This is a genomic window from Bacillus canaveralius, assembly GCF_002860125.1.
GTDB lineage: Bacteria > Bacillota > Bacilli > Bacillales > Cytobacillaceae > Bacillus_BJ > Bacillus_BJ canaveralius.
In genome coordinates this window covers 1-22,964 of the sequence record NZ_PGVA01000055.1, presented here as the reverse complement: position 1 = coordinate 22,964, position 22,964 = coordinate 1, and the positions used below count along the sequence as shown (strand labels likewise).

Annotated in this window: 23 protein-coding genes, 2 tRNA genes and 1 rRNA gene; 24 read left to right on the top strand and 2 right to left on the bottom strand. The window is 43.2% G+C overall.

Annotated elements, in window-relative coordinates:
* The first annotated feature begins 1 nt into the window (after nt 1).
* The 4 genes from yabP (at nt 2) to CU635_RS18885 (ending at nt 1,894) form a co-directional block, all read left to right on the top strand.
* Complete coding sequence (yabP, locus tag CU635_RS18900) at nt 2–307, top strand: sporulation protein YabP (protein WP_101578935.1); 306 nt, start codon at nt 2–4, stop codon at nt 305–307.
* The gene (gene yabQ, locus CU635_RS18895) at nt 304–933 is read left to right on the top strand and encodes a spore cortex biosynthesis protein YabQ (protein WP_101578934.1); all 630 of its coding nucleotides are present in this window, start codon (nt 304–306) and stop codon (nt 931–933) included. Before yabP ends, yabQ begins: the two co-directional genes overlap by 4 nt.
* A 16-nt stretch (nt 934–949) precedes the next feature.
* Nucleotides 950–1,345: an FtsB family cell division protein gene (locus tag CU635_RS18890; protein WP_101578933.1), complete on the top strand. Its 396-nt coding sequence runs from the start codon at nt 950–952 to the stop codon at nt 1,343–1,345.
* Nucleotides 1,346–1,429: 84 nt separating this feature from the next.
* Nucleotides 1,430–1,894 (top strand): S1 domain-containing RNA-binding protein, encoded by a 465-nt coding sequence (locus CU635_RS18885; RefSeq protein ID WP_101578932.1) that lies wholly within the window; start codon nt 1,430–1,432, stop codon nt 1,892–1,894.
* Between the two features lie 172 nt (nt 1,895–2,066).
* Here CU635_RS18885 and CU635_RS18880 read toward each other — a convergent pair.
* Nucleotides 2,067–2,138: transfer RNA gene (locus CU635_RS18880), tRNA-Glu, on the bottom strand.
* A 13-nt stretch (nt 2,139–2,151) separates the two neighbouring features.
* Nucleotides 2,152–2,228, bottom strand: a tRNA-Met gene (locus CU635_RS18875).
* Nucleotides 2,229–2,557: 329 nt separating this feature from the next.
* Here CU635_RS18875 and spoIIE point away from each other — a divergent pair.
* From spoIIE to CU635_RS18770, 20 genes are all read left to right on the top strand, one after another.
* Nucleotides 2,558–5,035 (top strand): stage II sporulation protein E, encoded by a 2,478-nt coding sequence (spoIIE, locus tag CU635_RS18870; RefSeq protein ID WP_101578931.1) that lies wholly within the window; start codon nt 2,558–2,560, stop codon nt 5,033–5,035.
* Nucleotides 4,993–5,862, top strand: coding sequence for a vWA domain-containing protein (locus CU635_RS18865; RefSeq protein ID WP_257985636.1), 870 nt, complete (start codon nt 4,993–4,995; stop codon nt 5,860–5,862). The genes spoIIE and CU635_RS18865 overlap by 43 nt, the downstream gene beginning before the upstream one ends.
* Entirely contained in the window at nt 5,831–6,802 is a 972-nt protein-coding gene (locus CU635_RS18860) for a protein kinase domain-containing protein (RefSeq protein ID WP_101578929.1), read from the top strand. The genes CU635_RS18865 and CU635_RS18860 overlap by 32 nt, the downstream gene beginning before the upstream one ends.
* Nucleotides 6,803–6,919: 117 nt before the next feature.
* Complete coding sequence (gene tilS, locus CU635_RS18855; protein WP_101578928.1) at nt 6,920–8,308, top strand: tRNA lysidine(34) synthetase TilS; 1,389 nt, start codon at nt 6,920–6,922, stop codon at nt 8,306–8,308.
* 22 nt (nt 8,309–8,330) lie between these two features.
* Nucleotides 8,331–8,876, top strand: coding sequence for a hypoxanthine phosphoribosyltransferase (gene hpt / locus CU635_RS18850; protein WP_101578927.1), 546 nt, complete (start codon nt 8,331–8,333; stop codon nt 8,874–8,876).
* Between the two features lie 131 nt (nt 8,877–9,007).
* Nucleotides 9,008–11,014 carry an ATP-dependent zinc metalloprotease FtsH gene (gene ftsH, locus CU635_RS18845; protein ID WP_101578926.1) on the top strand — a complete coding sequence of 669 codons (2,007 nt, stop codon included), beginning with the start codon at nt 9,008–9,010 and terminating at the stop codon, nt 11,012–11,014.
* 169 nt (nt 11,015–11,183) lie between these two features.
* The gene (locus CU635_RS18840) at nt 11,184–12,035 is read left to right on the top strand and encodes a type III pantothenate kinase (RefSeq protein WP_373270836.1); all 852 of its coding nucleotides are present in this window, start codon (nt 11,184–11,186) and stop codon (nt 12,033–12,035) included.
* A 7-nt stretch (nt 12,036–12,042) separates the two neighbouring features.
* Complete coding sequence (hslO, locus tag CU635_RS18835) at nt 12,043–12,921, top strand: Hsp33 family molecular chaperone HslO (protein ID WP_101578925.1); 879 nt, start codon at nt 12,043–12,045, stop codon at nt 12,919–12,921.
* Between the two features lie 23 nt (nt 12,922–12,944).
* The gene (locus CU635_RS18830; RefSeq protein WP_101578924.1) at nt 12,945–13,823 is read left to right on the top strand and encodes a peptidyl-prolyl cis-trans isomerase; all 879 of its coding nucleotides are present in this window, start codon (nt 12,945–12,947) and stop codon (nt 13,821–13,823) included.
* Nucleotides 13,824–13,979: 156 nt separating this feature from the next.
* Nucleotides 13,980–14,909, top strand: coding sequence for a cysteine synthase A (gene cysK, locus CU635_RS18825; protein WP_101578923.1), 930 nt, complete (start codon nt 13,980–13,982; stop codon nt 14,907–14,909).
* 130 nt (nt 14,910–15,039) lie between these two features.
* The gene (locus CU635_RS18820; RefSeq protein ID WP_101578922.1) at nt 15,040–16,455 is read left to right on the top strand and encodes an anthranilate synthase component I family protein; all 1,416 of its coding nucleotides are present in this window, start codon (nt 15,040–15,042) and stop codon (nt 16,453–16,455) included.
* Nucleotides 16,439–17,056: an aminodeoxychorismate/anthranilate synthase component II gene (gene pabA / locus CU635_RS18815; RefSeq protein WP_101578921.1), complete on the top strand. Its 618-nt coding sequence runs from the start codon at nt 16,439–16,441 to the stop codon at nt 17,054–17,056. Before CU635_RS18820 ends, pabA begins: the two co-directional genes overlap by 17 nt.
* Nucleotides 17,050–17,910 carry an aminodeoxychorismate lyase gene (gene pabC, locus CU635_RS18810; RefSeq protein ID WP_101578920.1) on the top strand — a complete coding sequence of 287 codons (861 nt, stop codon included), beginning with the start codon at nt 17,050–17,052 and terminating at the stop codon, nt 17,908–17,910. The genes pabA and pabC overlap by 7 nt, the downstream gene beginning before the upstream one ends.
* Nucleotides 17,911–17,921: 11 nt before the next feature.
* Nucleotides 17,922–18,761 (top strand): dihydropteroate synthase, encoded by an 840-nt coding sequence (gene folP, locus CU635_RS18805; RefSeq protein WP_101578919.1) that lies wholly within the window; start codon nt 17,922–17,924, stop codon nt 18,759–18,761.
* Nucleotides 18,754–19,113 carry a dihydroneopterin aldolase gene (gene folB, locus CU635_RS18800; RefSeq protein WP_101578918.1) on the top strand — a complete coding sequence of 120 codons (360 nt, stop codon included), beginning with the start codon at nt 18,754–18,756 and terminating at the stop codon, nt 19,111–19,113. The genes folP and folB overlap by 8 nt, the downstream gene beginning before the upstream one ends.
* Before the next feature lie 4 nt (nt 19,114–19,117).
* The gene (folK, locus tag CU635_RS18795) at nt 19,118–19,648 is read left to right on the top strand and encodes a 2-amino-4-hydroxy-6-hydroxymethyldihydropteridine diphosphokinase (protein ID WP_101578917.1); all 531 of its coding nucleotides are present in this window, start codon (nt 19,118–19,120) and stop codon (nt 19,646–19,648) included.
* A complete protein-coding gene (locus CU635_RS18790) occupies nt 19,600–19,830 on the top strand; it encodes a helix-turn-helix domain-containing protein (RefSeq protein WP_101578916.1) in 231 nt (76 codons plus the stop codon). Before folK ends, CU635_RS18790 begins: the two co-directional genes overlap by 49 nt.
* A gap of 15 nt (nt 19,831–19,845) precedes the next feature.
* Complete coding sequence (gene dusB / locus CU635_RS18785) at nt 19,846–20,847, top strand: tRNA dihydrouridine synthase DusB (RefSeq protein WP_101578915.1); 1,002 nt, start codon at nt 19,846–19,848, stop codon at nt 20,845–20,847.
* A gap of 186 nt (nt 20,848–21,033) precedes the next feature.
* Nucleotides 21,034–22,530 (top strand): lysine--tRNA ligase, encoded by a 1,497-nt coding sequence (lysS, locus tag CU635_RS18780; protein WP_101578914.1) that lies wholly within the window; start codon nt 21,034–21,036, stop codon nt 22,528–22,530.
* A 339-nt stretch (nt 22,531–22,869) separates the two neighbouring features.
* A 16S ribosomal RNA gene (locus tag CU635_RS18770) occupies nt 22,870–22,964 on the top strand; the annotation flags it as partial.

Here is a 22,964-nt window from a genome sequence, read left to right as displayed (position 1 = left end):
AATGAGCCAATATTATGATCAAAATGCAGGTAAAAACACAACAGTACAAGAGCATGATGTCATCATGAGAGGAAGAAGGCTTCTTGAGATAACGGGTGTAAAGCAGGTGGAAAGCTTCGATAATGAGGAATTTTTGCTCGAAACGGTGATGGGCTTCTTAGCCATTAAGGGGCAAAACCTGCAGATGAAAAACCTGGATGTTGACAAAGGGGTCGTGTCCATTAAAGGCAAGATTTTTGACCTCGTATACTTGGATGAGCAGCATGGGGAGAAGGCTAAAGGGCTCTTTAGCAAGTTATTTCGATGACTCTCTCCACACAATTCGTGACGATGATTACGATGATTGGAATGGGCAGCCTGTTTGGCGCCTGTCTTGATACTTATAACCGTTTTTTGCATCGTTCGGCAAGAAAGCGTTGGATCGTTTTTATCCATGATATTCTATTCTGGCTCCTGCAGGGGCTGGTTATCTTTTATGTTTTATATCTCATTAATCACGGAGAAATAAGATTTTACATTTTTATCGCCTTGCTCTGTGGTTTTGCTGCTTACCAAAGCTTATTCAAAAAGTTTTATTTAAAGCTGCTGGAAATAGCTATCGCAATCGTCATTGCGGTGTATAAAATTGTTGTGAAAAGCATCGAACTACTGATATTCAGACCGTTGAAATCACTGGTATTATTTTTAATTTCAATCATCTTATTGTTGGCAAGAGGCGTTTTTTCTCTTGCCAAACTCGGGCTGTCCATTTTATTATTTATAACAAAGGTATTTTGGAAGCCAGTTAAGCTGTTATTTCTCTTTGTTTGGAAACTTTTACCGAAAAATGTTAAAAAAATCGTCGAGAAGTTATATAATAATCTAAAAGGGTTTTGCGTTCGGATCAAGAATTATATTGAGACAGTGCGAAATAGATGGAAGAAAACGAAATGATAAGGAGGCCGACAACATGAGTGCCATCAGAAAACGAAAAGTTGCAAGAATCCAAACAACCTATGCGAAACAGCAGGAAACGGCAGAACTCTCTGCCCAATCACGGCGTAAACTTCTTTTCAGGCGGCTGGCTGCTTTTTTTGTTTTGGTCATTATCATCTCTTTTTCGATGATTTCAACACTCATCGCCCAATCTTCCACTATTGAAGAAAAACAAGTGGAAAAAGAGAAGCTGCTGCAACAGCTTGCGAAATTGGAAAAAAACCAGGTTGTGCTTGAAGAAGAAATCGTCAAGCTCCATGATGATGAGTATATTGCGAAGCTGGCAAGAAGGGAGTATTTTCTTTCAGATATTAATGAAATCATTTTTCAACTACCGGAAGATAAAAAGGTAAATTCTTCTGAAGAGTAGGTTTATTGACACTCTTTTTTTTAGTTTTGTATAATATAGAATAAGTATGATTTTTTTATATCCTTAAGGAGGAAACATCTTTTTATGTCAATTGAAGTAGGCAGCAAGTTACAGGGAAAGGTAACAGGGATTACAAATTTCGGAGCGTTTGTGGAGCTGCCGGATGGATCAACTGGTTTAGTGCATATCAGTGAGGTTGCTGATAACTATGTTAAGGACATCAATGATCACCTGAAGGTAGGCGATCAGGTTGAGGTAAAAGTTATCAATGTCGAAAAGGATGGAAAGATTGGTTTATCCATCAAAAAAGCAGTAGACAGACCAGAAGCATCAAAACCACAATCTTATTCGCCACGTCCACCGCGCCAGGGAGGCCCTCGGCCAGGCGGTCCCCGTCAAGGGAGAGCCAACGATCAACGTGTGAACAGCAGAGGCGAAAACTTTGAATCAAAAATGGCCCGCTTCCTAAAAGACAGTGAAGACCGTTTATCATCTTTAAAGCGCAACACAGAATCTAAGCGTGGAGGCAGAGGTGCCAGAAGAGGTTAACTTGCTGCTTATTTAAATAGATAGCAGGTTCTATCCGCTACTAATATATATTTATGAAGACAGGCTGTTCCCGGGCTTGTCTTTTTTACATAAAAAAAAGAAGCTCCAGAGTAATGACGCTCTGGAGCTTCTTTGGTTACTATGCTGCTGCTTAATCGTTGCGTTTAATGTATGACCCGTACGGGATTCGAACCCGTGTTACCGCCGTGAAAGGGCGGTGTCTTAACCGCTTGACCAACGGGCCGTCATATTAGATATGGTAGCGGCGAAGGGGATCGAACCCCCGACCTTACGGGTATGAACCGTACGCTCTAGCCAGCTGAGCTACACCGCCATAGATTTTTTGGCACAAGAAATATAATACATAGTAAAAAAGGCTATGTCAACTAGATTTTCAGAGGAAAATGTCGCCTGCCAAATACATATTGTCGTGAAATATTTCTATCAGATAATAACGCTGAATTTAATCATGCATCGCTGGTCGATAAATGAGAAATTAGCCTCTAATCGACCTGGATAAAAATGCTCAGGCACGTTCATTATTAAAGAATTTTCGATGAATGAGTCGAACGAAATTTAATGGGTTGTCCGGCATTTTGACAAACTTTTATAAACGACACTCTTATAATTGTGGCAATAATATGAAAACGAGGAGTGGGGTTTATGGGAAAGGTCGAACGGAATCTGATAGAACCCGTCGCGGAGGTAAATTTTGAAGGTCCTAAAATAGAACTCGCCAATGGTTTACATAAATTTCAATTAAAACTCGAAGCGTTTTTTCTGAAAAACGGTTTCCTTTTGCTGTTGATTGGATTCTTGCTGGGGAGAGCGCTGATATTGGCACAGCTTACACCATTCAGCCTTGCTTTTTTTGCGGCAGTTTATTATGTCAGGAGGGATAAGGCTCCGCTGGCGCTCATTGGCGTCCTGGCAGGTGCAGCGACTTTATCCATAACGGAGGCGGCAATTACCGGGGGAATAGTAGCCCTTTTTTTAATCGTTTTTCGGATCACAAAGAAATGGTTAAAAAATGAACTGAAAGCAATGCCGCTCTATGTCTTATTTGTTTTATTAAGCGGAAAGCTAGCTTCCGGATTCGTGATCACCGGGCAGATCACTCTTTTTGATGGACTGATGTCCGGAGTCGAAGCCAGTCTTGGCTATATCTTGACCTTAATTTTTTTACAGAGCCTTCCGTTGTTGTCGCCAAGTAAACGGAGGCAATCACTCAAAACAGAGGAAATTGTCTGCTTGATTATTATGCTTGCATCTGTGATGACAGGAACAATTGGCTGGTCGGTTTATGATCTATCTGTCGAACATATTATGTCACGCTATCTTGTTCTGTTGTTTGCGTTTGTGGCCGGAGCGACTGTAGGCTCGACAGTTGGTGTAGTAACAGGCTTGATCTTTAGCCTTGCCAACGTTACGAGTTTTTTCAATATGAGCCTGCTCGCATTTTCCGGCCTGCTGGGCGGCCTTTTAAAAGAAGGCAAAAAGATAGGGGTGGCAATTGGTTTATATATTGCAACCCTGCTGATCGGCATGTATGGAGAAGGTGGAGAACTGCTGACAACGACCATTCTGGAAACATCGGCAGCTGCTTTTTTATTCTTTCTAACTCCATCGGCATTGACATCGAGGCTTGCCAAATATATTCCGGGAACTCCCGAATATGCGGCAGAACAACAGCAATATATGAGAAAAATGCGGGATGTGACAGCGCAGCGCGTTGCCCAGTTTTCAACCGTTTTCCAATCTCTGTCACGAAGCTTCTCTTCCTTTGATGAATCGATGGCGGAGCGAGACTCTTCCGACCGGGAATTGGATTATTTCTTAAGCAATGTAACCGAAAAGACTTGCCAGACTTGTTTTAAGAAAGAGCATTGCTGGACGAGAAACTTTAATACAACCTATGATTACATGAAGGAAATTATGATGGAAATGGATCAAAATGCTGGAATTGTTTCGCAAGGGCTGACAAGGGAATGGGACAAGCATTGCTCGAGGTCGAAAAAAGTTTATGAAGTGATGCAGCAGCAGTTAACGTATTACCAGGCCAATCAACGCTTGAAAAAACAAGTCCAGGAAAGCCGAAGGCTCGTAGCCGACCAACTGTTAGGTGTTTCTGAAGTAATGGGTGATTTTGCAAAAGAGATTCAACGGGAACGGGAAAATCATCACAAGCAGGAAGAATTAATTCTTGATGCGCTCCGGGATTTTGGCATTCAAATTGAACAAGTCGAAATATATAGCCTGGAGCAGGGCAATGTCGATATTGATATGGCGATTCCGTACTGCAATGGGCATGGGGAATGTGAAAAGCTGATTGCCCCAATGCTGTCTGACATTTTGGAAGAAACGATTGTCGTGAACAAGGAAGAGTGCGGCAGCTATCCAGGCGGTTTATGCCAGATTACTTTTCGGTCTGCAAAAGCTTACATGGTTGAAACCGGCGTAGCACATGCGGCAAAGGACGGTGGTTTTGTTTCGGGTGATAGCTACTCGATGATCGAGCTCGGGACAGGGAAATTTGCAATTGCGATCAGCGATGGCATGGGAAACGGGGAAAGGGCCCATTCCGAAAGCCAGGAAACATTGTTGTTATTGCAGCAAATTTTGCAATCAGGCATTGAAGAAAAAGTAGCGATAAAATCAGTAAACTCGGTTTTATCCTTAAGGACCACAGACGAAATTTTTTCAACCTTGGATCTTGCCATGGTTGATTTGCAAAATGCCGCAATTAAATTCCTGAAAATTGGCTCAACTCCCAGTTTTATTAAGAGGGGCAGCAAAGTGATCAAGATTCAGGCAAGCAACCTTCCAATGGGATTTCTTCACGAATTTGAGGTCGATGTTGTCAGTGAACAACTCAAAGCCGGAGACCTTCTTATTATGATGAGTGATGGTGTGTTTGAAGGGCCGAAGCACGTCGAAAACTATGATCTATGGATGAAAAGAAAAATCCAGGAGCTGCAAACGGATGACCCGCAACAGGTTGCTGATTTAATTATGGAAGATGTGATCCGTTCCCGGACGGGTTTAATCGAGGACGATATGACAGTAGTTGTCGCGAAGATTCAACATAACACGCCGAAATGGTCGTCGATACCTGTTCAAGGCATTCGCAAAAGGGCCTGACCCCACAAAATTGCGTCTCTTCAGGAATATGTATAAATCCCTTCATTGTCGTCGAAAATGGTAACAATTCGAAGACGGAGGGGAACTCTATGAAAACGGGAACGTTAAAACAAATTTTACTTATTACTGATGGATGTTCGAATCACGGGGAAGACCCGGTCGCTATGGCGGCGTTAGCAAAGGAGCAGGGAATAACGGTCAATGTCATTGGAGTTATGGAACAGGATGTAATAGATGAACAGGGTATGAAGGAAATCGACAATATTGCGATGTCGGGAGGCGGCGTCAGTCAGGTCGTCTATTCCCAACAGCTGTCACAGACCGTGCAGATGGTAACGAGAAAAGCAATGACTCAAACACTGCAGGGTGTTGTTAATAAGGAGTTGCAGCAAATTCTTGGCCGCTCGCAAACAGTTGAGGATCTCCCGCCTGAGAAAAGAGGAGAGGTTATGGAGGTTGTTGACGAGCTGGGCGAGACGGTTGAATTAGAAGTGTTGATTCTTGTCGACACAAGTGCAAGCATGAAACATAAGCTTCCAACAGTAAAAGAAGCATTGTTGGACTTGTCCCTCAGCTTGAATGCCCGTACAGGCGATAATCAATTTTCGGTATTTGTATTTCCCGGGAAAAGGAATGATGTCGAAAAATTATTGGATTGGACACCAAAGCTTGAATCTCTGACAAGCATTTTTTCAAAGCTATCGACAGGAGGAATGACTCCTACCGGCCCGGCGCTCCGCGAAGCACTAACGTCATTCAAGAAAAAACGTTCGTTAAGGAGTCTGCTTTCTCGTGATGATGAACAATTCTTTGAAGAATCAATTTAAAGTAACCCCGGGTACGATCGTAAAAGGGAAATGGCACGGAAACCGTTATACAATCATAAAAGAGCTTGGCTGTGGAGCTAATGGGATTGTTTATTTAGCGGAATTTCAAAATCAGCATGTTGCAATCAAAATGAGCGAAAATGGAATGTCGATAACCTCAGAGGTCAATGTGTTAAAATCGTTTGCAAAGGCCCAGGGTTTAGCCCTTGGGCCTTCTTTACTCGATGTTGATGATTGGGAAACGAAAGCAGGCAAAATCTCTTTCTATACGATGGAGTATATCCATGGGCCGGATTTTATGTCCTTTATACAGCAAAAAGGGAAAGCGTGGGTAAGCGTCTTAGTGCTCCAGCTTCTATCAGACCTTGAAAAGCTCCATCAAAAAGGCTGGGTATTTGGCGACTTAAAGCCGGAAAACTTAATAATTACCGGTCCTCCTCCGACAATCAGGTGTATTGATGTTGGCGGAACAACGATTCAAGGAAGAGCGATTAAAGAGTTTACCGAGTTTTATGACAGGGGCTACTGGGGTTTGGGGTCCCGGAAAGCAGACCCAGCGTACGATTTGTTTGCGGCTGGAATGATCATCATTAATAGCGCCTATCCAAAAAGATTTGTAAAAACAACAGGGGGGCTTAACCAGCTGATTTCTGCGATCAGGCAAAAAAATGAACTTCAAAGCTATGAAAACATCATTAAGAAGGCTCTTGAAGGGCAATATCAATCGGCAGCAGCTATGAGGCATGATATTATAGAGATAAACCGCCGCGATAAAAACAAAGCCGTTCCTCATGCGGTTGGCAGCCGGGGGACTCGCCAGGCGCGGAGCCGCCAGACCTATAAAAAACAAAAAAAGAAGGGCAATTTAACCGAGACGGTCTTAGTTATTTTTGTTATTTTTATTCTGTATGCTGTTTACGTGTATGGGCAAATTTTATGAAACCTTTTTTTGTTTAACACGTACAAACTAACAATAAGGAACTTTTTATTTGTTTGTTGAACATGGCATAAGGGTAAATGGAACTAAATATTTTGGAAAGCCTAAGGAAGATTAAAAATGTTAGAAAAAAAGGTAGAGGATTTTCTTAAAAGCCATCGGCAAAATTTGCGAGGCAAGCGGATTCTGATTGGAGTCTCAGGCGGACCTGACTCTCTCGCTTTGCTTCATTATCTATGGAGCAGGCAGGCGAGCTGGGGACATACTGTTATGGCTGCTCATGTCGACCATATGTTCCGTGGAGAGGTATCATATAAAGAAGCGATGTTTGTAAAGGAGTTTTGTTTTCAGCGCAATATCCCATTTGAAATGGCGCAAATTAACGTAGCTGAATATATGGAGAAAACCGGGAAAAGTTCGCAAACAGCGGCGCGTGATTGCCGCTACGATTTTTACGAACAAGTAATAAACAACAACGATGTCGACCTTCTTGCACTTGGTCATCATGGCGATGACCAAATTGAAACGATACTGATGAGGCTTACACGTGGAAGCACAGGAATGGCAAGAGCTGGTATTTTGTTTAAACGTCCATTTGCCAATCGGGAAATTATCAGGCCGTTTTTGTGTGTTTCCAAGCAGGAAATTGAGGGTTATTGTCAGAGGCATCACCTGGAGCCGCGCCGGGATCACAGTAACGACAAAAGCATTTATTTACGAAACCGGTTTCGGATAAACGTCCTGCCATTCTTAAAAGATGAAAACCCACGCGTTCACGAGCAATTCCAGCGTTTTAGCGAGGAACTAAAGGACGATGAAGAGCTGTTGCGCGAATTAACTGTCCAAAAAATGAATACAGTAATCAAGAACAAGGATCCCGGCAAACTCACAATCGACCGCAAAACGTTTCGCGCAATGCCAATGCCTTTACAAAGGAGAGGGATTCAACTAATATTAAACTATCTTTATCAGGAAAAACCTGCTTCTCTTTCTGCTATACATATTGATCAAGTTCTTTCGCTGTTTAACAGCCCTCAACCTTCCGGAACACTGGATTTCCCTAACGACTTAAAAGTTGTCCGTTCTTATGATAATTGTCATTTTCAGTTTGAAAAGGCCGAAATACATCCTTTTTATATAGAAATTACAAAAACAGGAACAGTCAATTTGCCAAATGGAGGGGTTATCACAATAGAAACCGTCGAAGACTGCGAGTCCGATAACGGCTTGGACCGTTTTTGTTTTCAAAGCGGTGCTGTCCAATTCCCGATTATCATCAGGACCAGGAAGAATGGTGATCGTATGTCGATCAAAGGGATGACAGGGACAAAAAAGATAAAGGCTGTCTTTATTGATCGTAAGATTCCGCTGTCCGAACGGGAAGAATGGCCAATTGTAACGGATAAGGATGGCAATATCATCTGGCTGCCCGGCTTGAAAAAATCAAGCCTGCCTATTAAGAAATCCGACGATGCAAGCTATATCCTGTTAACATATAAAAAGCAATGATCTTCTAGGGGGCACACCATTTATGCACAATGATATTGAGAAAGTTCTAATTTCGGAAAAGGAGATCCAGGAAAAAATAAAGGATCTTGCCTTCGAGTTAACAGCAGAATATCAAGACCGTTTTCCACTGGCGATCGGTGTTTTAAAGGGAGCTTTGCCTTTTATGGGCGATCTCTTAAAACGAATTGATACCTATCTTGAAATGGACTTTATGGATGTTTCAAGCTATGGCAATGCGATGGTTTCTTCCGGTGAAGTAAAAATCTTAAAGGATTTAGACACATCGGTTGAAGGCAGGGATATTTTAATTATCGAAGATATTATCGACAGCGGCTTAACACTGAGCTATCTGGTTGAGTTGTTTCGCTACCGAAAAGCAAAATCAATCAAGATTGTCACGCTGCTTGATAAGCCATCCGGAAGAAGGGCTGATATTAGCGCTGATTATGTAGGATTTATCGTTCCTGACGAGTTTGTAGTGGGTTACGGTCTCGATTATGCAGAAAAGTATCGTAACCTTCCATATATTGGGGTTTTAAAACCGGAGGTATACAGCAATAATGTTTGAGCAAAAGCTATGAAGAGGAATTTCAGGCTGTCAAGAGAAACAAGCATTCACATAAGGGTTATTCCTTGTATCGACATGATTTTCTATGATACTATTTTATATAGTTTGTTTACTGTGGGAGGAGGTAAGAGATGAATCGGATCTTCCGTAATACCATCTTTTATTTATTAATATTTTTAGTCATTATTGGGGTTGTTAGCTTTTTTAGCGGCAGCAACGAACCAACAAAAGATATATCTTACGACACATTTGTAGAGCACCTGGAAAACGGAAAGATAGAGAATCTTTCGACAGAGCCTGTAAGGGGCGTTTATGAGGTGCGCGGACAGCTCGAAGGATATAAAGAAGACGAGTATTTCCTGACTTATGTTTGGCCGAGTGACACTATTCTTGACCGCATTAACGAAGCGGCCGCGGCCGGGGAAATTGATGTAGTTAACATCATGCCTGCCAAAGAAACGAGCGGCTGGGTAACATTCTTCACGTCGATTATTCCGTTTGTTATCATCTTTATCTTGTTCTTCTTCTTGCTGAACCAGGCTCAGGGCGGCGGCAGCCGGGTCATGAACTTTGGTAAAAGCAAGGCGAAGCTTTACAACGAAGATAAGAAAAAGGTCCGTTTCAAAGATGTTGCGGGTGCGGATGAAGAAAAACAAGAGCTTGTTGAAGTGGTTGAATTTTTAAAAGATCCCCGCAAATTTGCGGAACTTGGAGCACGTATTCCGAAAGGTGTCCTGTTAGTGGGCCCTCCAGGTACAGGGAAAACCCTGCTTGCTCGGGCTGTAGCCGGTGAAGCGGGCGTTCCGTTCTTCTCAATAAGCGGATCGGATTTTGTTGAAATGTTTGTCGGGGTTGGTGCATCCCGTGTTCGTGATTTATTTGAAACGGCTAAAAAAAATGCGCCGTGTATTATTTTTATTGATGAAATTGATGCAGTCGGACGCCAGCGCGGTGCCGGTTTAGGCGGAGGCCATGATGAGCGGGAGCAAACGTTGAACCAGCTCCTTGTTGAAATGGATGGTTTTGGTGCAAATGAAGGGATTATCATCATTGCAGCTACAAACAGACCTGACATTTTAGACCCGGCGTTATTGCGTCCAGGACGTTTTGACCGGCAGATTACGGTTGACCGGCCGGATGTTATTGGGCGGGAAGCGGTCCTCAAGGTTCATGCCCGCAATAAACCGCTTGAGGAGTCGGTAAACTTAAAGAGCATTGCTGCGCGGACACCGGGATTCTCCGGAGCTGATTTAGAAAATCTATTGAATGAGGCTGCGCTTGTAGCGGCCCGTCGAAACAAGAAGAAGGTTGACATGGAAGATATCGATGAAGCGACAGATCGGGTCATTGCCGGTCCGGCGAAAACGAGCCGTGTCGTTTCACAAAAAGAACGTAAAATTGTTGCCTTCCATGAAGCGGGACATACCGTTATCGGTTTAATGCTTGATGAAGCTGAAACCGTTCATAAAGTGACGATTGTACCTCGTGGACAGGCAGGCGGTTATGCAGTGATGCTGCCGAAAGAGGATCGTTATCTTATGACAAAGCCCGAGCTGCTTGACAAAATTGTTGGTTTGCTGGGCGGGCGTGTAGCCGAAGAAGTTGTCTTTGGCGAAGTGAGCACAGGAGCTCATAATGACTTCCAGCGTGCAACAGCAATCGCACGCCGGATGGTAACAGAATATGGGATGAGCGATAAGCTGGGGCCGCTTCAGTTTGGTCAAGGTCAAGGCGGACAGGTTTTCCTTGGCCGTGATATCCATAATGAGCAAAACTACTCTGATAAGATTGCTTATGAAATCGATCTTGAAATTCAGCGGATCATTAAAGATTGTTATGAAAAAGCAAAAAATGTTTTAACAGAAAATCGCGACAAGCTTGATTTAATAGCCACTACGCTATTGGAAGTTGAAACACTTGATGCTGAACAGATAAAATATTTGGTCGAGAACGGCAAATTGCCTGAACGTCCGGTTTCGCCTGCTGAAACAGGAGATAACGGCGATATCAAGGTGAATATTAATAGTAAAAAGGATGACGAACTTCCTCCTCAAGACCATGAGGGTATCAAGGAAATTCCAGTAGGAAGCGATCTGGATTCACCAAGAGATATTGATGAAGACCGCCGCAATTCGTAAATGAAACTGGTTCGCTGAACGTTTTACAATACTAAATATAAGATAGGGTGCTCTTAAAAAGGGCATCCTTTTTTTTGCTTCATTATAAAATCCTCGGTTATGGAGCAATTCTAGTCCACTGTGATATGTTATTTTCGCAACCTTTTTGGAATCTGTGATATGATGGGCAATGAAAAAACGAATATACAATGAAGTGGTGAGTCTGTTGATCTTTGTTTTTGATATTGGAAATACGAATATGGTACTCGGAGTTTTTGCCGGCGATGAGTTAAAGCACCATTGGCGGATAGAAACGAATCGTTCCAAAACCGAAGATGAATATGGAATGCTTATAAAATCCTTGTTTGAACACGAAAAACTTTCTTTTTCAGAAATAGATGGAATCATTATCTCTTCAGTTGTACCACCGATCATGTTTGTTCTCGAAAGAATGTGCCAAAAGTATTTTAACCTAAAGCCTCTTGTTGTTGGACCAGGCATTAAAACAGGTTTGAATATTAAGTATGAAAATCCCCGGGAAGTTGGGGCAGACCGGATTGTTAATGCAGTTGCGGCCATACATGAATATGGGAGCCCGCTTATTATTGTCGACTTTGGAACCGCAACCACCTATTGCTATATTAATGAGCGTAAACAGTACATGGGAGGCGCAATTGCCCCGGGAATTAGCATCTCAACAGAAGCGTTGTATTCCAAAGCAGCGAAGCTGCCGAGGATTGAAATTGTCAGGCCTGATGAAATTGTCGGAAAAAATACCGTTGCCGCAATGCAGGCAGGGATTTTTTACGGTTATGTTGGCCAAGTTGAGGGAATTGTTAAAAGAATGAAGCTTCAAAGCCGGCAAGATCCGCATGTTATTGCCACTGGCGGACTGGCTAACTTAATCGCGAAAGAATCTGAAATAATTAACATTATCGATCCGTTTTTGACTCTGAAGGGACTGCAATTAATTTATAAGCGAAATATGGGGAGTCTAAAAAATGGACCAGAAGTTCCCGGCTTGGAAATCGAAAGGGGTTAACATAGGAATGAATGATTATTTAGTTAAAGCACTCGCTTTCAATGGGCAAGTGCGTGCATATGCAGTAAAAAGTACAGACATGGTCAGCGAGGCCCAGCGCCGCCACCATATGTGGCCGATTGCATCCGCCGCTTTAGGCAGAACGATGACAGCAGCAACCATGATGGGCGCGATGCTAAAAGGCGAGGACAAACTGACGATAAAAATAGAAGGCGGAGGTCCGATCGGACTGGTGCTTGTAGATAGCAACGCGAAGGGCCATGCACGGGGTTATGTATCTAATCCGCATGTTCATTTTGACTTAAACGAAAACGGGAAGCTGGATGTCCGCAGAGCAGTCGGGACAGAAGGAACCCTTACCGTTGTCAAAGATCTCGGAATGCGCGAACATTTTTCGGGCCAGGTTCCGATCATTTCCGGAGAGTTGGGAGAAGATTTCACTTATTATTTAACAACATCAGAACAGGTACCGTCCTCTGTCGGAGTCGGTGTGTTGGTGAATCCGGATAATTCCGTTTTGGCCGCGGGCGGGTTCATTCTTCAGGTTATGCCTGGTGCTGAAGATGATACGATTACATTTTTAGAAAACAGGCTGAAAGAAATTCCGCCAGTTTCAAAACTGATTAAACAAGGCCTGTCGCCGGAACAGTTGTTGGAAGAGCTTTTTGGCAAGGATAATGTAAAATTCCTTGAGACGCTTCCTGTATCATTTCAATGTAACTGTTCCAAGGAACGATTCGCTGCTGCTATTATTAGCTTAGGAGCGTCTGAAATCAATGATATGATTGAAGAAGATGGCAAAGCGGAAGCACAATGCCATTTCTGCAACCAAAGCTATCATTTCACAAAAGAAGAGCTTGAGGAGCTTAAAGCAGAATCAAAATAAGCTTGAATGTTGGGGGAAGAACGTTGGGGAAAAAGCAGATGTGGTGGGTAATCGCCGGCTTGATTGGTTTTAATATTTTCACATTATTATTTTTCCTTGGGCGACCTTTATCTGGTGCCGATGATGAAGCCGTTGCAACGATTGGAAATGAATCAATAACAAGAGAAGATTGGCTGCAGGAAATCGAAGCAAGTCACGGGAAAGATATTTTGTCCGCGCTTGTTGATGAAAAAGTGGTTGAGCAGCTTGCGGGGAAATACAACATTGAGATTCCAAAGGAAGAAATCGACAGGGAATTGTTAATGATCAAAACAATATACCGTACCTATGATGGCCAAACAGCCGATGACAAGCAGTTAAGGCGGCAGGTAAAACATCAACTAGCACTCGAAGAACTTTTAACTAGGGACGTCGTGGTCAAGGAAGAGGACTTAAAAGCATTTTATGATCAAAACAGCGGCTCATTTAATATTCCTCCTTCGTATCACGTCTCACAGATTGTCGTGAAAACGAAAGAGGCTGCGAACGAGACGATCAAGGAGCTGGAACAAGGTTCAAGTTTTGCCGCATTGGCGATGGAGCGGTCAATCGATGAATTTTCCGCCAACAAAGGCGGGGATCTTGGGTTTGTTAGTGAAGCGGATGGCCGGCTCGACAGATCGATGATTGAACATGTTCAGAATCTGAAAGTTGCAACTTGGAGCAAACCGGTCAAATCGGCGGAAGGCTATTCTATCTTGTTTGTACACGAACAAATTCCTGGAAAGAAGTATTCTTATGATGAAGTAAAATCAGAAATAAGACGGCAGCTTGCTCTTGAGCAAATGGACATGCCGGCATCCGCGAAACCTTTCTGGGATGAGGCAGACGTAGATTGGTTTTACGGAGACACGGAAAATTAGCGGGACTTATGAAAGCCTATCTTTGAGGAAAGAAGGCTTTTAATCATGATTGCCGGAAATACGTTTTAAAAATTCGCAAAATAATTGACAGCCGCCATAAAGATTGGTAAATTTTAATAAAACCAATAAAAATACTCGGATTAAGGGGTGGAAGCAGTGGTACGTGTGGCAAATTCGATTGCTGATTTAGTCGGGCAAACCCCGATCGTAAAACTAAACCGTTTGGGTGAAGAAAACAGTGCAGAGGTCTATTTAAAGCTTGAGTATATGAATCCGGGCAGCAGTGTAAAAGACCGGATTGCCCTCGCTATGATTGAAGCCGCGGAAGAAAAAGGGGCCTTAAAGGCAGGCGACACGATTATTGAACCGACCAGCGGAAATACAGGGATCGGCCTGGCGATGATTGCGGCTGCTAAAGGTTACAAAACAGTAATTGTTATGCCGGAAACAATGAGCATGGAACGGAGAAACCTATTGCGTGCATATGGTGCGGAGTTGGTTCTGACTCCTGGTCCTGAAGGAATGGGTGGCGCAATTCGCCAAGCTGAAGAGCTTTCTAAAGAAAAAGGATATTTTATGCCACAGCAATTTAAAAATGAGGCGAATCCTGAAGTTCACAAAAGAACGACAGGAAAAGAAATTGTCGAGCAAATGGGCGACCAGCTTGATGCTTTTATATCAGGCATCGGCACAGGCGGCACGATTACAGGTGCAGGACAAGTGCTCCGTGAACAATATCCGGATGTGAAAATTTATGCTGTCGAGCCGACGGACTCACCGGTATTATCCGGAGGAAAGCCAGGCCCGCATAAGATCCAGGGAATTGGTGCAGGTTTTGTACCAGATATTCTCGACACAGAAATCTATGATCAAGTGATCCAAGTAACGAACGATCAAGCTTTTGAATATGCGCGCCGTGCTGCAAAAGAAGAAGGAATCCTCGGTGGAATTTCTTCAGGAGCGGCGATCTATGCAGCTCTTAAAGTAGCAAAAGAGCTTGGTGCAGGCAAAAAGGTCTTAGCGATTATCCCAAGCAACGGAGAACGCTATTTAAGCACCCCTTTGTACCAATTTGAAACCGAATAATTTTTGAAGGCAAAAGCATAGTGCTTTTGCCTTTTATAATATAAAATATTAGCCTAGCTGATTTTTACGAATGAAAGCTGTACCTTCTTCATGTATGATGGAAAAAGAGATGATTTTGGAGGAACGGCCAATGAAACAGCTTAAAATTTTTTCAAAAACTATTCCTTATACGATTGAACGGTTTTTTAACCAATACAGTTGTTTAACGAGGGAACTGAGCCATCACGTCCTCCTCGAGAGCGGACGCGGCGGGCGTTACAGCATCGCGGGTTTACTTCCGGAGACGATCTGTTACGGTAAAGGGAATGAGCTGTTAATCCAGACAGGAGCGGGAACGGAAACGCTTCAAGGAAATCCGCTTCATCTGTTAAGATCCTGGATGAGTCATTATATTATCGAGACTGCGCCTGGACTCCCTGACTTTCAGGGCGGGGCGATGGGCTTCCTAAATTACGATTATGCACGGCAAATTGAACGGCTTCCTGCTAATGCTGTTGATGACTTATTGATACCAGATATTTATTTTTTGATTTATAAAGAGTGGTTTGTCTTTGATCATGACAGGAATGAATTATTCCTGCTCAGTTTATATGAAGAAGGAGAATACCGGGAAGCGGAAAAGAGGGTAGAGTTCTGGGAACAGCAATGGTCTGCCGGTCCAGAGAGTATCAATAAGGCGAGCTGGTTAATAAAGACAGATAATTTAGCAATGTCATTATCGGAAGCGGATTTTATTGAGGCTGTCGAAAAGATTCAGCACTATATTTCCCGGGGTGACGTGTTCCAGGTTAATCTGTCAGTTCGCCAGTCAAAACCTCTTCAAGTCTCGGCTCTCGATGTATATGCAAAGCTGAGGCTGCTGAATCCTTCCCCATATATGGGGTATTTCCACACGCCGGACTTTCAGCTTGTCAGTGCTTCCCCAGAGCTTCTTGTTAAAAAGCAAGGGTTGGAAGTGAGTACCCGTCCGATCGCCGGGACTCGCTCTCGAGGGAAAGATGAAGATGAGGACCGCGCACTTGCCGGCGAATTAATAGAGAATGAAAAGGAACGTGCCGAGCATGTGATGTTGGTGGATTTAGAAAGAAACGATCTGGGGAGAGTATGTGAATACGGTTCGGTTGAGGTGAACGAGTTTATGGTCATCGAAAAATACTCGCATGTTATGCATATCGTTTCTAACGTCCGCGGTAAGCTGGTTGATGGCAAAGATGGATTTGATTTGATTGATGCGGTTTTTCCGGGAGGGACAATCACTGGCGCGCCGAAGATTCGTACGATGGAAATTATTGAAGAGCTTGAACCTGTAAGCAGGGGACCGTATACCGGATCGATGGGATGGATCGGCTTTAATGGAGATCTGGAATTAAATATTATTATCCGGACGATGCTCGTCAAAGATGCAATCGCCCATGTTCAGGCCGGAGCTGGAATTGTCATCGATTCAAATCCAAAAAATGAGTATAAAGAATCGTTAAAAAAAGCGTTTGCCCTCTGGAAAGCAAAAGAAATGGCAGAAGGTGTTGTGCATGATCTTAATGATTGATAACTATGATTCCTTTACATATAATCTGGTTCAGTACTTAGGAGAATTCGGAGAAAAACTTGTCGTTAAAAGAAATGATGAAATAACATTGGCGGAGATTGAAAAGCTGAAGCCAAAATTCCTGATGATTTCACCAGGACCATGCAGTCCGAATGAGGCGGGAATCAGCCAAGATGCGATCCGCCATTTTGCCGGAAAAATGCCGATTTTTGGCGTTTGTCTCGGGCATCAGTCGATTGCCCAGGTGTTTTACGGAGAAGTCGTTCAAGCAGAACGCCTGATGCACGGCAAAACTTCTGAAGTTTTTCATGATGGAAAAACGATCTATACCGGGATTCCCAACCCTTTTTCAGCAACGAGATACCATTCGCTTATCGTGAAAAAAGACACCCTTCCTGATTGCTTTGAAATCTCAGCCTGGACCGAAGCGGGAGAAATAATGGGAATCCGCCATAAAGAGCATCCGATTGAAGGTGTTCAGTTCCACCCTGAATCGATCATGACCAAGCATGGAAAAAAACTGCTGGAAAATTTTCTGGTTCATTATCAGGATGCCGGTTCAGTCCTCAGCGTCGGTACAGGAAGGTCACAGGGATGTTGATATATAAAAATGGCGATCTTATAAAAAAAGAAGATATCACGATTTCTCCTTTTGACCATGGCTTTTTATATGGAATCGGGCTGTTTGAGACAATCAGGGTTTACGAACGCCATCCCTTTTTGCTTGATGACCATCTTGAACGACTGAACCGCGGCCTCAAGGCCCTTAACATTAACGCACATTATTCGCGGCAGGAAATCAACGACGCTATACAAGTCGTTTTAAAGGTAAATGGTTTTGAAAATGCCAATATCCGCATAAATGTATCAGCTGGAACTGGAGAAATTGGGCTGCAAACAGATGCTTATCCGCAACCTAATCTTTTGATATTTGCAAGGCTGCTTCCTCCAGCGGGCCGCATCCTCGAAAAAAAAGCAGTGCTCTTAAAACTAGCGAGAAATACACCTGAAGGTGCGGAACGGCTAAAATCACACCATTTTTTAAATAATGTCCTCGCCAAACGCGAACTGGGTGATGATCAGGATGTCGAAGGAATATTTTTAACAGGCAAAGGGTATTTGGCCGAAGGAATTGTTTCGAACCTTTTTTGGTTTATCGGAGATACCCTGTTCACTCCATGTGTACAGACGGGGATATTAAATGGAATTACGCGGCAATATATTCTTCGGCTCGCGGATATGCTTGGTTATAAAACCGAAGAAGGCTTTTTCACGCCAGGGGATGCGGAGAAAGCTGAAGAGATGTTTATTACGAATTCGATTCAGGAGCTCGTCCCCCTCTCATCTTTTAACGGACAACGATTAATTGGGAGCGATGGTCAGTTTGTTTCTCTTCTGCATCAAAAATACCGAAAAGGCTGCCAATCTTTATGGAGCAGGAAAGAGCTTGGATAGGAGGCATTTCAATGACGGGACAACATAAAATACAAGCTGGTCCTTACACACTTAACTATGAAAAGAAAACAATCGTGATGGGCATTTTAAATACCACGCCGGACTCGTTCTCGGATGGCGGACGTTTTCATACGGTCAAAAACGCGGTAAAGCGTGCAGAAGAAATGGTTGCACATGGTGTGGATATCATCGATATCGGTGGTGAGTCGACAAGGCCCGGAGGCAATCCGGTCAGCCTGGAGGAAGAGCTTGATAGAGTGATTCCGGTTATTGAAGCCGTTTCAGCAGCGGTGAAGGTCCCGATTTCGATCGATACGTACAAAGCAGAAACAGCAAGGCGCGCCATAAACGCGGGCGCCCATATTATAAATGATATATGGGGCGCAAAGGCGGATAAGCATATGGCTTCTGTCGCTGCTGAATGTGATGTACCGATCATTTTAATGCACAATCGGGATAATCTTGATTACCGGTATTTCGTTCGCGATGTGACCAATGATTTGTATGAAAGTATTACGCTAGCAAAACAAGCGGGAGTGAAAGACGAAAAAATCATCCTTGATCCAGGCATCGGATTTGCGAAAGATTTTTCGCTTAACCTTGAAATGATGCGTAATTTGGATAAACTCGTTGGCTTGGGTTATCCTGTGTTGCTCGGAACATCAAGGAAATCGATGATTGGGCAGGTTCTCGATCTTCCTGTCACAGAACGAATGGAAGGAACTGCTGCAACCGTCTGTTACGGTATTCAGATGGGCTGTCAGATGATCCGTATCCACGATGTGATGGAAATGACCCGGGTGGCGAGAATGATGGACGCCCTGATCGGAAAAGGAGAGCATCATGGATAAAATTTTTGTTAACAAGATGGAGTTTTACGGTTATCACGGAGTTTTCCCTGAAGAAACAAAGCTCGGCCAGCGGTTTATCGTCGATCTTTCTGTCGAATTGAATTTAAAGAAAGCCGGAAAAAGTGACAGCCTTGATGATTCAATCAACTATGCAGAGCTGTATCAAGCTTGTCAAGAAGTCGTCGAAGGAAAACCATTTAAGCTGGTGGAAGCGGTCGCCGAAACGATTGCTGCACGTATTCTCGGACAATTTCAAGCCGTAACGCATTGCACTGTGAAGGTAATTAAGCCTGATCCCCCGATTCCGGGCCATTATCAATCGGTTGCTGTTGAAATCACAAGGGGAAGATAAAAAAATGGAAAACACTGCCTTTATCGGTTTAGGATCCAATATTGGAGATCGAGCCGAATATTTAAGAAAAGCGATTGTCCATTTAGAAAACCATAAAGAAATTCATGTGGTAAATATTTCGTCGATTTATGAGACAGACCCAGTTGGCTATTTGGAACAACAAAATTTTTTAAACTTAGTAATCCAAATATCGACAGGGTTGAACCCTGTTGAACTATTGGCTGTCTGTTTAAATATCGAACAAATCCTTGGCAGGAAAAGGGAAATATTATGGGGACCCCGGACAATAGATCTTGACATTCTCCTCTATAACCAAGAAAATATTGAAACAGAGAAACTAATCATTCCTCACCCTCGGATCCAAGAAAGAGCTTTTGTGCTCATACCTCTGCTTGAGGTTGGCCGCAGCAGTATGCCGCCGGTCGTGGACATCCAGATACTTGAATTTTGGTTGGAAGGATTATCTGACAAAGAAGGAGTTCGAATATGGAAGCAGAAAAATGGGGAAGACGTATTCGCGCTTTTCGAAAGCTAAAAGGGTTTACACAAGACGGTTTTGCTAAAGGCCTCGGTGTTTCAGTATCCATCCTCGGCGAAATAGAAAGAGGTAACCGAATGCCCACGGAGGAGTTTCTTCACCGTGCAGCCCATCTTTTAAATATAAACAGAGAAGAACTAACTCCACCTGAGGATCACGATAGAGAAGATCAATCTTAAAAAGGAGGTAAAAAAATGCTTAAAATCGGTGATATCACCATGAAAAATCCTGTAGTTCTTGCCCCGATGGCCGGTGTATGCAATTCAGCATTCAGGCTGACGGTCAAGGAATTCGGAGCAGGGCTTGTCTGCGCTGAAATGGTCAGCGATAAAGGGATCGTATTCCAAAATGAAAAAACAATGGACATGCTTTATATTGATGAGCGTGAAAAGCCATTAAGCCTGCAGATATTTGGTGGTGAAAAAGAAACTTTAGTCCAGGCTGCCAAGTATGTCGATCGAAATAGCAATGCGGATATTATTGATATAAACATGGGTTGTCCAGTCCCGAAAATTACAAAATGTGATGCGGGAGCTAAATGGCTGCTTGACCCAAATAAAATTTATGAAATGGTTTCTGCCGTTGTCGATGCGGTCGAAAAGCCGGTAACGGTAAAAATGCGCATCGGTTGGGATGAAGATCATATTTATGCAGTCAAAAACGCTCAAGCAGTCGAAAGGGCCGGCGGAAAAGCGGTTGCCGTTCATGGACGGACTCGTGTACAAATGTATGAAGGTACTGCAAATTGGGATATAATCCGGGAAGTAAAGCAATCAGTCAACATTCCGGTTATCGGAAATGGTGATGTACAAACCCCTCAAGATGCAAAACGGATGCTTGATGAAACCGGAGTAGACGGTGTTATGATCGGCAGGGCTGCACTCGGTAATCCGTGGATGATTTATCGCACCGTTAACTATCTGGAAACAGGGGAATTAATGGACGAACCGCCTGTTCGGGAAAAAATCGATGTATGTATTCTTCATCTGGACCGCTTGATTGCTTTGAAAAATGAAGACATTGCCGTCCGTGAAATGAGAAAGCATGCAGCCTGGTACTTAAAAGGAATCCGTGGCAATGCCAGAGTCCGCAACGCGATTAATGAATGCAACACACGAGATGAACTTGCTGCACTCTTAAACAATTTAGTAGTTGAGATTGAAAGCAAGCAGGAGATTCACTCTCAGGTTGGTTAAGTTTGACACTGAGACGTTCTTTTTCTATAATACCTGTATTGCAAAAAGAAACTGCCAGTGCCTATACTGGCAGTTTTATTCTATTTATTTGCTTTTTGATGTCTGTTTTTATAAGTTTGTGTAAAATAATATAGTATCTATTGAAATCGGTGTATATACTGAGCTGTATATAAAGTGACTTTTAATATGGAGTGGATGAGCGTGAGTGAAGAGTTAAATGACCAATTGCGTGTGAGAAGAGAAAAAATGAATAGTCTCCGTGAAAAAGGATTTGATCCTTTCGGAAAAAGATTTGAGCGTTCCCATAATGCCCGGGATTTAGTTGATCGATATGACGAGCTTGAAAAAGATGAATTAGAAGCCAAAGACATTTCCGTTACGATCGCCGGCCGGGTCATGACGAAACGAGGAAAAGGAAAGGCGGGTTTTGCCCATCTGCAGGACTTAACAGGGCAAATCCAAATTTATGTCAGACTAGATGCAGTAGGAGAGGAGCAATACGAGCTCTTCGACACAACTGATCTTGGTGACATTGTCGGCATTACCGGAACGTTATTCAAAACAAAGGTAGGAGAATTATCAGTTAAAGCGGAGAGCTTTGAATTACTGACAAAATCACTTCGGCCATTGCCAGATAAATTCCATGGTTTAAAGGATGTTGAACAAAGGTACCGCCAGCGCTACCTGGATTTAATTATGAGCCAGGAGAGCAAGACGACATTTATTGCACGCAGCCGCATTATTCAGTCGATGCGCCGCTATTTGGATGACCACGGCTACTTGGAAGTAGAAACACCGATGATGCACAGTATTGCGGGCGGAGCTTCCGCACGGCCGTTTATAACCCATCATAATGCGCTCGATATGCCATTGTTTATGCGAATCGCGATTGAGCTTCATTTAAAACGTCTTATCGTCGGTGGTATGGAAAAAGTATATGAAATCGGCCGCGTTTTCCGAAATGAAGGAGTTTCAACCCGGCATAATCCTGAATTCACAATGATTGAGCTCTATGAAGCCTATGCTGATTATCGCGATATTATGAGCTTGACAGAAAACTTGATCGCGCACATTGCCAAAGAAGTTACCGGCTCAACAACCGTCCAATATGGCGACTATGAAGTGGATTTAAAGCCTGAATGGACCCGTCTGCACATGGTTGATGCGATTAAAGAATTTACCGGAGCAGATTTTTGGAAACAGATGAGTATTGAAGAAGCAAGGCAGCTTGCGAAAGAACATAATGTGGAAATCAATGAAAATATGCAATATGGCCATATCGTCAATGAGTTTTTTGAACAAAAAGTAGAAGAAAAGCTTATTCAACCTACTTTTATATATGGGCATCCAGTGGAGATTTCTCCGCTGGCTAAAAAGAATGATCAAGACCCACGCTTTACAGATCGCTTCGAATTATTTATTGTCGCTCGCGAACATGCGAATGCTTTTACAGAGCTAAACGATCCAATCGACCAGCGCGAACGCTTCGAAGCGCAGCTTAAAGAACGTGAGCAGGGTAATGATGAAGCCCATATGATGGATGAAGACTTTGTTGAAGCTTTGGAGTACGGCATGCCTCCCACCGGCGGCTTGGGAATTGGAATCGACCGTCTTGTCATGCTGTTAACGAACTCACCTTCGATAAGGGATGTTCTGTTGTTCCCGTTAATGAGACACAAATAAACAGATGGTAAAGCTAAAGCCCCAAGAAATTGGGGCTTTTATTTTAAAGACGAATAGCAATGAAGATAAAAATTCGCGGGAAAATTTCTCTTGTGCTATTTCGATTAAAATGTATTGCCACCTCGGAATAAAGGTGTTATATTATTATCTGTTGCCTGTGAGACGGAAAGCAACGAAGCAAGAAACAACAAAAAAATTATTGACTTTCGAATTGAAACCTGATAGTATTAAAAAGTCGCCTTGAGCGACAAACGAGTTATTTATTGCTCTTTGAAAACTGAACAAGCAAGCAAAACGTCAACGTTAAGTTTATTTTTATTTAAGAGCTAATCTTACTCTTTTTTGGAGAGTTTGATCCTGGCTCAGGACGAACGCTGGCGGCGTGCCTAATACATGCAAGTCGAGCGGACGTGCGGGAGCTTGCTCCCGTTCGT